Origin of the sequence: Pseudomonas sp. TWP3-2, from assembly GCF_049897765.1 — a bacterium.
Classification (GTDB): domain Bacteria; phylum Pseudomonadota; class Gammaproteobacteria; order Pseudomonadales; family Pseudomonadaceae; genus Aquipseudomonas.
This window is the reverse complement of sequence record NZ_JAFCWW010000004.1, coordinates 255,775-270,407: the sequence shown is the minus strand read 5'-3', so window position 1 is coordinate 270,407 and position 14,633 is coordinate 255,775. Positions and strand designations below refer to the sequence as shown.

Below are 14,633 nucleotides of genomic sequence, written 5' to 3'. Positions count from 1 at the left end.
AAAAGTCCTACAGAAGTGCCCGGACTTATTGAAGTTTTATTGCCATTTTTAGTTGTTTTGTTGAACTGTTTATTATTCAAGGCCGTTTCGTTTGATTGACTTACCCGTGGTACCCGCAGATTCCCTCAAGAGCAATCCGATGACGGTTTATCTGGCACGTCTGGCGCCTTCGAGCCAACTGACCATGCGTTACGTATTGCAGGACGCCGCCGACCGTCTCGGCTTTGAAGACATGAATGTCGAGGACATTCCGTGGCACGCGCTGCAACCGGAAGATGTGGTGGCGCTGGTCGCCGCGTTGCGCGAAGACAACTACGCCCCGAATACTTCTTCGCTGTATGTGAACGCGGTACGCGGGGTGATGAACGAAGCCTGGCGCATGAGTTTGATCAGCCAGGATCATCTGTTGAAGATGCGTTCGGTCAAAGGCATCGCCGGCACGCGCCTGTCGCAGGGGCGCAACTTGAAGCGCAGCTTGATTCACGAATTGATGGAAGTCTGTGCTGCCGACCCGCGTCCGCAAGGGCTGCGCGATGCGGCGGTGATTGCCTTGCTGTATGGCACCGGCATGCGCAAATCGGAGTCGGTGGATCTGGATTTGAATCAGGTCGATTTCACCGAGCGCAGTTTGTGCGTGACCGGCAAGGGCAACAAACAGCTGATCAAGTACGCGCCGTCCTGGGCGTTTGCCAAGCTCAATGACTGGTTGGAACTGCGTCGTTCGCAACTCAAGGAAGGCGAGAGCGACGATCCATTCCTGTTCAATCGCATCCGCCGGGGCAGCCACATCACTCGCGAGCGCATCACCAAACACGCGATCTACTACATCGCCCGCCAGCGTGGCACGCAGGTCGGGGTGAAGATCATGCCGCACGATTTCCGCCGCTCGTTTATCACGCGGGTGATCGAGGAACATGATCTGTCGATTGCGCAGAAACTCGCGCATCACGCGAATATTCAGACTACTGCTAACTACGATGTGCGCGACGACAATGAGCGGCGCCGCGCGGTAGATCGTTTCGAACTGTGAAGGTCAATGCGCGGGAGGGCAGTTGCGGGAGTTGCTGGCGGCTGCCTGGCTGATCAGCGCGGCCAGACGTTTGACGTTGTTCTGCTGAGCGGCCACCAGTTCATCGATGCTCGGGCCGGACGGGGTCTGCAAGGTTGAACGGCAGGCATTTTCAGCCGCGCCGGCCTCGCGCAGGCGCCATTTGACGTCGATCAAACCGTACTGGCCAGGCACCGAGTCGAAGCGTTGCACATCGATGCGCACCGACACTTTGCGCTGGCCGCCGGCGTTGCCCAGTTGATCGGCCAGCGCGCTGCGCAATTCATCAACGAGGCTGGCGCCCCACCATTCGGTCTCGAGAATCGCCAGACCGCTGTTGCCCTCACGAATGACAATCTGCGGCCGGTCGACTTGCGGCGGCACGCTGATGGCTTCGATGGCGATTTCCGAACCGCCGCGGCCAGCCATCGGTTGCGCCGGGGTCAGCGTATGAAAGCTGATCGGGGCGCTGCTACAGGCGCCAAGCAACAGGCACGCCGCGAGCGCGGTGATCTTCAGCGGTAAAGCCATGGGTCAGCTCCTGTGCTCAATTGCGTGGCGGGCCTTTGAGATCCAACGGCGCAGCGTTGTCCGGACGCCCGCGAATCAGCGATTCCGGATGCCGGCCCAGATAGTCCGAGAGCTCACGCAGAGAGCGTGACATGCGGCCGAGTTCGTCGAGGGTCTGGGTCAGTTGTTCGCGTTGCGGTGAGTCTTCGGCCAGGGTTGAACTGGCCGATTGCAGGGTTTTGCTCACCTCACCAAGCGTGCTCTGTACGCCGGGCAGGGTCTTGGCATTGAACTGGGTCAGGCCTTTGCGCAACTCAACCAGGTTGCCGTCAAGGTTGCTGGCGATGCGCTCAACCGGCAGTTTGTTGATCTTGTTGACCATCGCTTCGAGTTTTTCCTGCAACTGTTCGAGACTGCCGGGAATGGTCGGGATGCTGATCGGCCGGGCCGTCGGATCAAACGCGACTTTCTCGGCTTTCGGGTAGAAATCCAGACCTATGTAAAGCTGACCGGTCAGCAGGTTGCCGCTGCGCGCCTGAGCGCGCAGGCCGTTGTCGATGAAGGTGCCGATCAGGCGCACACCAGCCGCTTCGTCGTCTGGATTGTGATTGAGGACCTTGAGCATTTTCACGTGGGCCTGCCCCAACCGCTGCGGGTAAATCACGATGCCGACGTTGACCGGGAAGCTGCGTTTCTTCTCGTCGAAATCAAGGTTGATGCTCACGACTCGACCGATTTCCATGCCGAGGAATTCAACCGGTGCGCCGACCTTCAGCCCGCGCAATGACTGATCGAAACGCAGGCTCAGGTATTGCGCCTTGCCATTGGGCGGGGCGAGTGCGACTTGCTGGTCATCGAACAGTTCGAAGGTTTTCTCTTCCGTGGCAGCCACATCGTTTGGGCTGTAATCCGGGGCGCGAAAGGCGATGCCGCCGACCAGCAGCGTCGACAGCGATTCGGTTTTTACTGCGAGGCCGTTGGCGCCGAAGTTGACGTCGATGCCGCTGGCGTTCCAGAACCGGGTGTTTTCGGTGACGTAGGCGTCGTTCGGCGAGTGGATGAAGATTTCGATGGTCACGCCTTTACCGTCGGCATCCAACGCATAAGCGACCACTTGCCCGACCGGGATCTTGCGGTAATACACCGGCGAACCGATGTCCAGCGAGCCCAGATCCTGGGTGTGCAGGTTGAAGCGCTTGCCCGGTTCGCCGTAAGTGATCGGCGGCGGGTTTTCCAGGCCTTTGAAGTGTTTCGCGCGGGTGTTGGACTGACCGATGTCGGCGCCGATGTAGTCGCCGGAGAGCAGGGTGTCTATGCCCGAAACGCCGCCCGCACCAATGCGTGGGCGCACCACCCAGAACTGCGAGTCTTCGCGGGTGAAGGTTTCCGCTTGCTTGGACAGTTTGATCGTGGCGTCGACGCTTTTCTGATCATTGCTCAGCTCGACGTCGGTAACCTGGCCGATCACCACGTTGCGGTATTTGACTTCGGTTTTGTTGGCGGTCAGGCCGCTGCCGGTCTTGAAGGTCAGGACGATGGTCGGGCCTTCCTGCATGAGGTTGTGCACCACCAGCGAAATGCCCACCAGCACCGCGACAATCGGCACGATCCACACCAGCGAAATGCTCCACCGCCGGGTTTTGATTGGCGCCTGGCCGGGTGTTCGCGGGTTATCCGTGGCTGACGACTGCATCCATGATCTCCAGGGTGAGTTAGGCACTGAGCGTCAGGAACGCAAAAGCACCTCATCAATATAGAAGTGCTTGGCGATAGAGCAAATATGAAGGTGTCTTCAGCCGAGGATTTCGCGCAATCGATACCAGAACATACCGAGAGCCAGCAGCGGCGAGCGCAACGCCGGGCCGCCGGGGAAGGTCATGTGCGGCACACTGCTGAACACGTCCATGCCCTGACTGTGACCGGCGTGAATCGCTTCGCCGAGCAACTTGGCGCACCAGTGGGTGACGTTCAGCCCGTGGCCGGAATAGCCTTGGGCGTAGAACACGTTCGGATGCTGTTTCAGCCGACCGACCTGCGGGAAACGATTGGCGGTGATGCCGATCTTGCCGCCCCACTGATAGTCGATTTTCACGTCTGCCAGTTGCGGGAACAACTTGAGCATCTTCGGCCGCATGTAGGCTGCGATATCCGCCGGATCGCGTCCGGAATAGTGGCAGGCACCGCCGAACAACAGGCGTCGATCCGCCGAGAGTCGGTAGTAATCGAGGCCGACTTTCTGGTCGCACAGCGCCAGGTTTTGTGGAATCAACTGTGCGGCGCGTTCCTCCGACAGTGGTTCAGTGGCGATGATGTAACTGCCGGCCGGCAGGACTTTGCCGGTCAGTTGCTGTTCGAGTTCATCCAGATGCGCGTTGCAACCCAGTACCAGACTGCCGGCGCGCACCGTCCCGGCGGCGCAACGCACCTGCACGGTCGGGCCATGGATGATTTCCAGCACCGGACTCTGTTCGAAGATGCGCACGCCAAGTGACGCCGCCAGCCGCGCTTCGCCCTGTACCAGATCCAGCGGATGCAGGTGCCCGGAACCCATGTCGATCAGCCCACCTTTGTAGACGCTGGCGTCCACCACTTGCTGGCGAATCTGCTCGGGCTCGACCAGCCGCGTTTCATGTGTATAGCCGAGCTGCGCGAGGCTGACTTGCTCGTCCTTGAACGCGGCGAATTGGGCCTCGGTGTTGGCCAGTTCGCAGAAGCCCCAACGCAGATCGCACTCGATGCCGTTGTCATTGATACGCTGGCGCACCAGCTCTACCGAATCGATTCCCGCACGGTGCAGATAGCGCACGCCTTCCTCGCCGACATAACGCGTGAAGCCCTCGACTTCATGGCCAATGCCGCGAATCAACTGCCCGCCATTGCGCCCGCTGGCGCCCCAACCGATGCGCCGGCCTTCGAGCAACACCACGCTGAGGCCGCGCTGAGCCAGTTCGATGGCGGTGTTGACGCCCGTGAAACCGCCGCCGATCACGCAGACATCGGCGATCAAGTCGCCATCCAGCACCGGATAGGGCGTGCTGGCCCGGGCGGACGCGGCGTAATAGGAGCGTGCGTGTTCTTGGGTGTGCTGATTCATTGGTTGGACTTCACTTTGCTCCAGGAACGAGTCATCAGACGCATGATCGGCTGGGGCGGGGTAGAGGAGATGTAGAGCTTGTCGAGGACTTCTTGCGGCGGATAGACCTCGGGATTGTTCACCAGCGCCGCGTCCATGTATTGCTTGGCGGCCGGGTTCGGGTTGGCGTAACCGACCGAAGCGCTGACCTTGGCGATCACTTGCGGATCGAGCAGGTAATTGATGAATTCGTGGGCTTGTTTGACGTTGCCGGCATCGGCAGGAATTGCCAGCAGATCGAACCAGAGGTTGGCGCCTTCCTTGGGAATCGCGTAGGCGATGTTCACGCCGTTGTTGGCTTCCTTGGCTCGGTTGGCGGCCTGGAACACGTCCCCGGAATAACCGAAGGCCACGCAGATGTCGCCATTAGCCAGGTCCGAAACGTATTTCGAGGAATGGAAATAGGTGATGTACGGGCGGATGCTCAGCAGTTTGGCTTCAGCCTTTTTGAAGTCTTCCGGATTTTCGCTGCGCGGGTCCATGCCCATGTAGTTGAGGATTGCCGGGAACACTTCGTCGGCCGAGTCCATCATCGACACGCCGCACTGGCTGAGTTTCTTCAGGTTTTCCGGTTCGAACAGCACCGCCCAGGAATCGATGTGATCGATGCCGAGCACCTGCTTGACCTTGTCGACGTTGTAGCCGATGCCGTTGGTACCCCACAGATAGGGCACAGAGTGCTGGTTGCCCGGATCGTTTTTCTCAAGGAGCGCGAGCAGTTTCGGATCGAGGTTTTTCCAGTTCGGCAACTGTGCGCGATCCAGTTTGAGGAACGCGCCGGCCTTGATCTGACGCGCGAGGAAGTGGTTGGACGGCACCACTACGTCATAACCGGTACGCCCGGCGAGCAGTTTGCCCTCGAGGGTTTCGTTGGAGTCGAAAACGTCATAGATGACCTTGATCCCGGATTTGGCCTGGAAGTCGGCGAGGGTGGTTTCGCCGATGTAGTCGGTCCAGTTGTAGACGCTGACTTGCGGTTGGGCGTGGGCGGCAGCGCTGCACGCCAACGCCAGGGCGGCGGGGATCAGGGATTTCAATAGACGCATAACGACACCTCTTCTTGGAATTATTGGATTATTCAGGTGGCACTTTCTCCTGTGGGAGCTGCGGTTCGACGATTCGACTTGCCAGCTCCCACAGGGTTGGGTGGTGTTGCTCAGACGCTCAGCAACAGGAACTCGCGTTCCCACGAACTGATCACGCGCTTGAAGTTTTCATGCTCGGCACGCTTCACCGCGACATAACCGCGAACGAATTTATCGCCCAGATAACGCGCCACGGTCGGGCACTCTTCCATCTGCGTCAGCGCTTCTTCAATGGTGATCGGCAGGCGCAGGTTGCGGCGCTCATAAGCCCGACCCTCGACGGCCGCGCTCGGCTCGATCCCCTCGACCATGCCGATGTAACCGCACAGCAAACTCGCGGCGATCGCCAGATACGGGTTGGCATCAGCGCCGGGCAAGCGGTTTTCCACGCGCATGGCTTCCGGACCAGAGGTTGGCACGCGCAGGCCGACGGTGCGGTTTTCTTCGCCCCATTCGACGTTCACCGGTGCCGAGGTGTCCGGCAGGAAGCGGCGGAACGAATTGACGTTCGGCGCGAACATCGGCAGCAGTTTCGGGATGTACTTTTGCAGGCCGCCGATATGGTGCAGGAACAACTCGCTCATGCTGCCGTCAGCGTTGGCGAAGATCGGTTTGCCAGTGACGCTATCGACCACGCTCTGGTGCAAATGCATGGCGCTGCCGGGCTCGTCGCCAATCGGCTTGGCCATGAAGGTTGCGGTGACGTTGTGCTTGAGCGCCGCCTCGCGCAGGGTGCGTTTGAACACGGTGATCTGGTCGGCCAGATCCAGCGCGTCGCCGTGCCGGAAATTGATTTCCATCTGCGCCGGGCCGTCTTCGTGGATCAGCGTGTCGAGATCCAGACCTTGCAGTTCGCACCAGTCGTAGACGTCTTCGAACAGCGGATCGAATTCGTTGGCCGCGTCGATAGAGAACGACTGACGACCACTTTCAGCGCGACCGGAACGACCGAGCGGTGCCTTGAGTGGCAGGTCCGGGTCTTCACAGCGTTGGGTCAGGTAGAACTCCATTTCTGGCGCAACAATCGGCTTCCAGCCCTTGTCGGTGTACAGCTGCAAGACTTTCTTCAGCACGTTGCGCGGCGACAGTTCGATCGGGTTGCCGAACTTGTCGAAGGTGTCGTGGATGACGATGGCGGTCGGCTCAATGGCCCATGGAATCACGTACACGGCGTCGGACACCGGCTTGCAGATCATGTCGATATCGGCCGGGTCGAGCAGGTCGTAGTAGATGTCGTCGTCGACAAAATCCCCGGTTACCGTTTGCAGCAGCACACTTTCCGGCAGGCGCATGCCTCGTTCATTGAGGAACTTGTTGGTCGGTGCAATCTTGCCGCGGGCAATGCCGGTCAGGTCGCTGACCACGCATTCGACTTCGGTAATCTTGTGATCTTTCAGCCACGTGAACAGCTGATCGAAAGGGGCATTCATAGAGACCTCGTTATTGGTTTTGTGTAACGCCGGGGGAGGGTGGTTTCATCCGCCTGCACTTCCCCTGAGACGCGTTGACGACTATCTTGGGCGTGCCTTGCGGTTCCATCTATCCACTTTCAGCAGCACCAAAGCGCACCAAAAGAGTGCGCAGGATCACCCATGACGACGTGCAATCCAATACAGGTTCAAGCCTTCAATACAGCCGATGTCGCCGAGCAAATCCGCGCTACACCGGGTTGGGTCCAGCAGTACCAGCAGATGTCGCCGGGGCATTTCGCCGGGCAGATCCGCTATCTGGACTTGCAGGGCGTGGAGGTTTACGAAGAGCAGATGAACACCCGCGTCGAGCAGAATTTCAGCGCGCCGGAAGGTTCATTGGCGTTCTGTTTTGATCGCAGTGACAACGCGCTGTATCTGCTCAACGAAGACAGCCGCAACATCTGGATCACCCCCGAGAATTATCAGGAAATCGCCGTGGTGTTCGGCCCGGAGTTCGTCCGTCAGCACGGTCTGGATGTGGCGCGGCTCGAAGGTTTGTTCATGGCGCCGCTGAATGGCGGGCAGAACGCGTTGTTCAGTCGCTGGCTCAGTTCGACCCTGACCCGACTCACGCAAAATCTCGATCCGCCGACCCGCGAAGCCCTGACTCAACAGTTGCTCGAAGACTGTCTGTTTATCCTCGATAACGCCTGTATATGCCTGGATCGTGGTGCGATGCAGCGCCGTGCAGAGGAACGCCTGATCATGAAACGCGTGGGGGACTGGGCGGCGGATTCGCCGGAAGAAACCCTCAATCTGCTTGAGCTTTCGCAAGTTGCCGGCGGTTCACTGCGCCAGTTGCAACAGACGTTCAAGGCTTACACGGGGATGTCGCCGACCCAGTGGCTGCGCCTGCGCCGCCTAAACAGCGCGCGGCGCGAATTGCTCGCGCGTAGCGCTGCGGAAACCACGGTGGCCGAGGTGGCGATGAACTGGTCGTTCTGGCATCTGGGGCGGTTTTCCAGCAGTTATCGCGCGCTGTTCAAAGAATTGCCGAGTGAGACGCTGAAGCGCGGCTGATGGTAATCGTCAGAAATGAGCATGGTTTTGCGCTGAAACATTAATTAGAATCAGTCTCATTTAAGCCTTCGCGCAGGGTCTCTTGAGATGATTGAAGCAGCGACGCCGCCGGATCACAGTCTGGACACCTTGTACCGTGACCATCGCGGCTGGCTGGAAAACTGGCTGCGCCGGCGCATGGGCAACGCGTGGGATGCGGCGGATCTGAGTCAGGACACCTTTTTGCGTGTACTTGGCAGTTCGCATTCAATCGTCGACATGCGTGAACCGCGCGCGTATTTGCTGACTATCGGCAAACGCCTGCTGAGCAATTTCTACAGTCGCCGCAGCCTGGAGCAGGCGTACCTCGATGCGTTGACCAATCTTCCCGAAGCCTGCGTGCCATCCCCGGAACAGCGCTGGATTTTGCTGCAAACCCTGCAAGCGCTGGATGAGTTGCTCGACGGATTGCCAGCGCCGGTGCGCCGGGCGTTTCTGTTGAGTCAGCTCGAAGGTCTGGGTTACCGCGAGATTTCCGAGCGGCTGAAAGTCTCCGAGCGCACGATCAAACGTTATATGGCGCAAGCCTACGAACACTGTCTATTGGTGGATTTGTAATGCGCGCGGCGCCATCCGCCGAATCCCGTGAAGTCGCACGCGCGGCGGCGCAGTGGCTGGCGCTACTGGAATCCGGGGACGCGCGCGATGACGATCTTGTGCGTCTGCACACCTGGCGCAGCAGCGATAGCCGCCATGAAAGTGCCTGGCAGAAAGTCCAGACGTTGCGTCAGCGCTTTTCCGGCTTGCCGGCGCAGTTGGCGATGGCCACGCTGGATCGTCCGGATCTGGCTCGCCGAGCGGCGATCAAACGTGCACTTGGCGTTGCTGCATTGGTACCGGCGGCGTGGTTGATCGGCCGGCAACTGCCGCTGGATGTGTGGCGCGCCGATCTACAAACCAGTACCGGCGAGCGCAAGCAATTGCCGTTGGCCGATGGCAGTGCGTTGCAGCTCAATACCGACAGCGCGGTGAATGTCGATCTCGCTACGCGCGTGTTGACGCTGGTGCGTGGAGAGATGGCACTGAATGTTCCGGGCACTGCAGCGCTGACGATTCGTTCGCCTTATGGGAGCGTTATCGCCAGTCGCAGTGAAGTTTGTGTGCGCCTGAATGAGCGCGATTGTCAGGTGTCGGTGGTCAGTGGTTCGGTGCAGCTACAACCTCTGCATGGGCCGTTGATGGTGCTCACCGGCGGGCAACAGGTCAGCCTGCAAGCCAGTGGGGCCGGTGCAATTGGCACGTACGACAGAATGCTGGCGGACTGGCGCAGCGGCGTGCTCACTGCGCAAAACCAGCCGCTGGGGGATTTCCTGCGCGAACTGAGCCGTTATCGGCCGGGGCTGCTGCGTTGGGATCCGGCGTTGGAGGCCTTGCGCATCACCGGCAGTTTCCGCCTCGACAACACTGATCGCGTGCTCGCGTTGCTGGCTGCCAGTCTGCCGTTGGAGGTGCAATCGCGCATGCGTTTTTGGGTAACGCTGATCCCTCGAAAAAATATTGCGTGAAGCCTGTCCCTTTTTTTCGCCTCACCGGTCATTCCAGGTAAGTGAATTAAAAACGAGAGCTTCTACCAATGCCCGCAGTATTCCCCAGCCGTTTGCGTCCGTTGTTGCAGTTGAGCCTGATGTTGAGCCTGAGTGCCAGTCCGTTATTGATTCCAGTGAGCTGGGCCGATGACGCCGCCGCGCGCCGCAGTTATCAGGTGCCGGCCGGCAGTTTGAGCGCTGCGTTGACGCGGTTTGCCGGTTTGGCCGGGGTCAATCTGTCGGTGGATCCGGCACTGGTCAGTGGGCGTAACAGCAACGGTTTGACCGGCGAGTTTGGGGTGGAGGAGGGCTTCGCTCGGCTTTTGCTGGGTTCCGGATTGCAGCTGCAAGCGGTGGGCGAGCAAGCGTACATTCTGCTGCCGGCACCGCAGGGCGGCAGCCTGCAATTGGCGCCGACCTCGATCCTCGGCGCCAGTGACGCCGGCAGCGGCGACGTGTATGCCGGTGGCCAGGTTGCGCGGCGCGGTTCACAAGGCTTGCTCGGCTCGCGCGATTTCATGGAAACCCCGTTCAGCATGACCACTTACACCAGCGAAGCGGTGAAGAATCAGCAGGCGCGCACGCTGGGTGATCTGATCGCCAGTGATCCCTCGGTGCGCGCCACCAATCCGGCCGGCGGGCGTTACGAGCAATTCACCATTCGCGGCTTCAGCCTGTTCAACAGTGACGTGGCTTACAACGGTCTCTACGGGATATTGCCGACTTACACCATCGACATGGAAATGGCTGATCGCGTCGATATCCTCAAAGGCCCGAGCCAACTGATCAACGGCATCTCACCGCGCGGCAGTGTGGGTGGCGGCATCAATGTGGTGCCCAAACGCGCGAGCGATAAGCCGATCACCTCGTTCACCGGCAGTTATGCGTCGAACAATCAGTTGGGCGGCGCGGTGGATATCGGCCGACGTTTTGGTGAAGACGGCAAGTTCGGCATTCGCTTCAACGGCGTCAAGCAATCTGGCGATACCGAATGGGATCACCAGAGTGTCGACCGCGACATGGCGGTGCTGGGCCTGGATTTTCGCGGTGAGCGCCTGCGCTTATCGACCGATGTCGGCCACACCGAACGCGCTACCGATGCGCCGCAGGAGCGCGTGCAAGTCGGCGCGAATGCCCGGATTCCGAATGCCCGCGACGTGCGCCACAACTATGCGCAAGCCTGGAGCAAGGCGCGCACCAAAGACACCTTCGGCACGCTCAACGCCGAGTTCGACGTGAATGATTCGACCATGCTTTACGGCGGCGTCGGTGCGCGCAAAAGTAATCACGAATTCTTGCGCCATGCGGTTTCAGTCACCAATAACGCAGGCGATTTCAGCGTGCAGCCGCGTGACTTTACTCGCGACGAAAATGTGCGCACGGCCACCGCTGGCGTGCGCAACTGGTTTCACACCGGGCCGGTCAGTCATGAGATCAACCTGGCGGCCAGCAACTTCTATATGGACTTCGAAAACGGCGGCGCGCGATATGCGGCGTCGCCGAGCAACCTCTATAACCCTGTGGACACACCGACACCGGTGCGAGCGACACGGCAAGACGCCGAGGTCTATACCGAAAATCGTTTCAGCGGCGTGGCACTGGCCGACACCATGGGCTTCTTTGACGACCGTTTGCTGCTGACACTCGGTGCGCGCTGGCAGCGGGTCAAGGTAGATGACTGGAGCGACAACATCAAAGGCGCCACGGCTTACGATGAAGAAAAGGTCTCGCCATCGGCTGGCATTCTGTTCAAAGCCACCGATCGATTCTCGCTGTACGCCAACTATATGGAAGGCCTGAGTCAGGGCAAGATTGCGCCATCGACTTCAATCAATGAGGACGAGATTTTCCCGCCGTTTATCAGTCGTCAGGTTGAAGTTGGGGCCAAGTACGATGCTGGAACATTTGGTCTGACGGCTGCGGTGTTCCGGATCAAGCAACCGGCCTATGAAACCAACGCCGTCACGCGGGTCTTCGGCCCGAATGGCAAACGCCAGAACAACGGTGTGGAAGTGACGGTGTTCGGCGAGCCGCTGCAAGGTTTTCGCCTACTCGGCGGCGTGATGTACATCGACAGCGAGCTGACCAACACCAGAAACGGTACGTTCGACGGAAATCGTGCGCCGGCGACGCCCAAGTACAACGTCAATCTGGGTGCCGAGTGGGATGTGCCGAACGTGCAGGGTTTGACGCTGACCGGGCGCGGGATCTATTCCAGCTCGCAGTATCTGGATCAGTCGAACAACAAGGAAATCGACGCCTGGGAGCGGCTGGATGTGGGCGCGCGGTATGCGTTCAAGGTGGATGAGAAGAACATCACCTTGCGCGCAAATGTCGAGAACGTGGCGGATAAACGCTACTGGAGTTCTGCCGGGGCTTCTGATGACAGTGAGCCAGGGTTGACGCTGTCGACGCCAAGGACATATCTGCTTTCGGCTACGGTTGATTTTTGATCGAGCGCTCAAGCGCGGCTGCGGCACTGAGCATTCGCATCGCCGATGCGCTGGTGGCCAAGATATAAACGCCGCAGGGTTTTACCGCGTTAATGGGAATACGTTTTAATTGCGAATGGTTTTGTATAGCATGCACGGGTATTTGTTGGCGTATTTACCTCCTGTATTGGCCTATTCGTAAAGGTTGTCTCTTTCATGCGTCGAACCCTGCTTTCCTTTTGCATGCTGCAAGCGTTTTCGTCTTCCTCATGGGCTGAACAAACGGACGTGGCCCCCGCAACCCTTGAGTTGGACGCAACCGATATTGTCGGCGCCGCGAATTATGAAAGGGCCGATGGCCCGGTGCAGGGTTATCGCGCGACGCGCTCGGCCAGCGCCACGCGCACCGACACCTCGATCCATGAAACTGCGCAATCGATCAGCGTGGTCCCGAAGGATGTGGTCGAGGATCTGGGTGCCACCCGCTTGCAGGACGCGCTGGATTACGCCGGGGGAGTAGGGCGGGCAAACAACTTCGGTGGGCAGGGCCTGACCACGTTTACCGTTCGCGGCTTCACCACCGGCGAGTTTTACCGCAACGGCTTTCCGATCAACCGCGGTTACCCGAACATGCCAGATGCCAACTCGATCGAGCGACTCGAAGTGCTGCGCGGTCCGGCGACCATGCTCTATGGCCGCGGCGATCCGGGTGGAACGTTCAACGTGGTGTCCAAGCAGCCGCTGCCCGAGCGTACCGTCACGCTGGGCAGCCAGTTGAATGATCAAGGGATGCAGCGCGGCACGCTCGACGCCTCTGGCCCGCTCGACGAAGACGGTCGCCTGGCTTATCGACTGAACGTGATCGGCGAGGGCGGCGACACCTTCCGCGATCATGTTGAAACCGAACGTTACGGCATCACGCCGGTACTCACGTGGCAGGCCACCGACGCGACCAAGCTGATTTTCGAAGGCGATTTCATGCGCAACAACGCGCCGCTGGATCGTGGCGTGACGCGCTATCCGCGACAGATCGGCACGGCCTCGCGCGACACGTTTTTCGGCGAGAAAGATGTCGGCAAATTGCACAATGACAACAACATGGCGCAGCTGCGTTTCGAGCATATGCTCAATGACGACTGGACGCTGGGCGGCGGCTTCCAGTGGCTCGACGGTTCGCTCAAGGGCGACGCAATCGAGGCCAACGGCATCGCTGCTGATGGGCGGACCCTGGGACGCAACTTCAACTATCGCAAGCTGGAGTGGACCGACAAGGACACGCAGCTCAACCTGACCGGCCATTTCACTACCGGCGGTTTGCAGCACACTTTGCTCACCGGCATCGAGTACGAAGATTACGACTACAAGTCGATCATTCAACGTTCCAGCGGTGCGGTCGGTGCCTACCCGATCGACATCTTCAATCCGGTCTACGGCCAGCCGCGCCCGGCATTGACCCGCACGCCAACGCACGACAAGGAAAACCTCAAGACATACGCCGCGTTCGTGCAGGATCAAGTGGCCCTGACCGACAAGCTGAAAGTGCTCGCCGGCGCACGTTTCGAACGCTTCGAACATGACTACGAAACTTACGTGCCGACCGGTAAGAGCTGGCAGGCCAGTGATAATGCAGTCACTCCGCGCATCGGCGTGACCTACGACTTGACCGAGACGCTGGCGGTGTACGCCGACACGGCGCGCTCGTTCAAACCGAACACCGGTGCCAGTCGCGTTGGCGGTGGTTTCGCGCCGGAAAAGGGCAAGTCATACGAGATGGGCATCAAGTGGGAAGCGCTGGATCAGCAGTTAAGCGTTGACGCGGCGATCTACCAGATCGAGAAGCGCAATGTGCTGACCACCGATCCTGTGGACTCGACCTTCAATGTCGCCGCCGGTGAAGTGCGCAGCCGTGGTTTTGACGTCAACGTCGCCGGCAATCTCACCCCCGAATGGCGGGTGATCGGCGGCTATGCCTACGTCGACGCCGAAGTCACCAAAGACAACGTGCTGCGCTCTGGCACGCGGCTGTTGAACATCCCGAAGAACAGCTTCAGCCTGCTCAACATGTATGAATTCCAGGATGGCACGCTCAAAGGCCTCGGTCTCGGCACCGGTCTGAAGTACATCGATGAACGCGCAGGGCAGACGGCCAACACTGCATTCTCGATGGGCAGTTATACGGTCGTGGACTTGCTGGGCTTCTACAAAGTCAACGATAAGGTTCGGCTCAACCTGGACCTCAAAAACGTATTCGACCGCGATTATGAAGAAGGCGCGTTCGGTAACGTTTATGCCTATCCGGGGGCGCCAAGAACCGTTCAGGTCGGGATTTCTTACACGTTGTGACCCTCGTTCATGGCCGGCGTTACGC

11 protein-coding genes are annotated in these 14,633 nt (G+C 59.5%); 6 read left to right on the top strand and 5 right to left on the bottom strand.

The genetic code is table 11. The features are described from left to right. Positions 1 to 139: 139 nt before the first annotated feature. The gene (locus tag ACP7EE_RS08785) at positions 140 to 1,030 is read left to right on the top strand and encodes a site-specific integrase (protein ID WP_426234235.1); all 891 of its coding nucleotides are present in this window, start codon (positions 140 to 142) and stop codon (positions 1,028 to 1,030) included. A gap of 3 nt (positions 1,031 to 1,033) precedes the next feature. On the opposite strand, the gene ACP7EE_RS08780 is transcribed toward ACP7EE_RS08785, so the two are convergent. The 5 genes from ACP7EE_RS08780 to ACP7EE_RS08760 all read right to left on the bottom strand — a co-directional run bounded on the left by ACP7EE_RS08780 (position 1,034) and on the right by ACP7EE_RS08760 (position 7,206). After that, positions 1,034 to 1,579, bottom strand: a complete 546-nt coding sequence (locus ACP7EE_RS08780) for a PqiC family protein (protein WP_426234234.1) — start codon at positions 1,577 to 1,579, stop codon at positions 1,034 to 1,036. Between the two features lie 16 nt (positions 1,580 to 1,595). Next, positions 1,596 to 3,251, bottom strand: coding sequence for an intermembrane transport protein PqiB (locus ACP7EE_RS08775; RefSeq protein ID WP_426234233.1), 1,656 nt, complete (start codon positions 3,249 to 3,251; stop codon positions 1,596 to 1,598). 99 nt (positions 3,252 to 3,350) lie between these two features. After that, the gene (locus ACP7EE_RS08770) at positions 3,351 to 4,652 is read right to left on the bottom strand and encodes an NAD(P)/FAD-dependent oxidoreductase (RefSeq protein WP_426234232.1); all 1,302 of its coding nucleotides are present in this window, start codon (positions 4,650 to 4,652) and stop codon (positions 3,351 to 3,353) included. Further along, on the bottom strand, positions 4,649 to 5,737 hold the full coding sequence (locus ACP7EE_RS08765; RefSeq protein ID WP_426200693.1) for a polyamine ABC transporter substrate-binding protein: 1,089 nt from the start codon (positions 5,735 to 5,737) through the stop codon (positions 4,649 to 4,651). Before ACP7EE_RS08765 ends, ACP7EE_RS08770 begins: the two co-directional genes overlap by 4 nt. Before the next feature lie 110 nt (positions 5,738 to 5,847). Continuing rightward, positions 5,848 to 7,206 carry a glutamine synthetase family protein gene (locus tag ACP7EE_RS08760; protein WP_426200695.1) on the bottom strand — a complete coding sequence of 453 codons (1,359 nt, stop codon included), beginning with the start codon at positions 7,204 to 7,206 and terminating at the stop codon, positions 5,848 to 5,850. A 162-nt stretch (positions 7,207 to 7,368) separates the two neighbouring features. Here ACP7EE_RS08760 and ACP7EE_RS08755 point away from each other — a divergent pair, with 162 nt between their 5' ends. The 5 genes from ACP7EE_RS08755 (at position 7,369) to ACP7EE_RS08735 (ending at position 14,608) form a co-directional block, all read left to right on the top strand. Continuing rightward, positions 7,369 to 8,268 (top strand): helix-turn-helix domain-containing protein, encoded by a 900-nt coding sequence (locus ACP7EE_RS08755; RefSeq protein WP_426234231.1) that lies wholly within the window; start codon positions 7,369 to 7,371, stop codon positions 8,266 to 8,268. An 87-nt stretch (positions 8,269 to 8,355) separates the two neighbouring features. Beyond that, on the top strand, positions 8,356 to 8,865 hold the full coding sequence (locus ACP7EE_RS08750; protein WP_426200699.1) for a sigma-70 family RNA polymerase sigma factor: 510 nt from the start codon (positions 8,356 to 8,358) through the stop codon (positions 8,863 to 8,865). Further along, positions 8,865 to 9,812: a FecR domain-containing protein gene (locus ACP7EE_RS08745; RefSeq protein WP_426234230.1), complete on the top strand. Its 948-nt coding sequence runs from the start codon at positions 8,865 to 8,867 to the stop codon at positions 9,810 to 9,812. The genes ACP7EE_RS08750 and ACP7EE_RS08745 overlap by 1 nt, the downstream gene beginning before the upstream one ends. A gap of 68 nt (positions 9,813 to 9,880) precedes the next feature. Next, positions 9,881 to 12,286 carry a TonB-dependent receptor gene (locus ACP7EE_RS08740; RefSeq protein ID WP_426234229.1) on the top strand — a complete coding sequence of 802 codons (2,406 nt, stop codon included), beginning with the start codon at positions 9,881 to 9,883 and terminating at the stop codon, positions 12,284 to 12,286. A 195-nt stretch (positions 12,287 to 12,481) separates the two neighbouring features. Beyond that, complete coding sequence (locus tag ACP7EE_RS08735) at positions 12,482 to 14,608, top strand: TonB-dependent siderophore receptor (protein ID WP_426200705.1); 2,127 nt, start codon at positions 12,482 to 12,484, stop codon at positions 14,606 to 14,608. Positions 14,609 to 14,633: the final 25 nt, after the last annotated feature.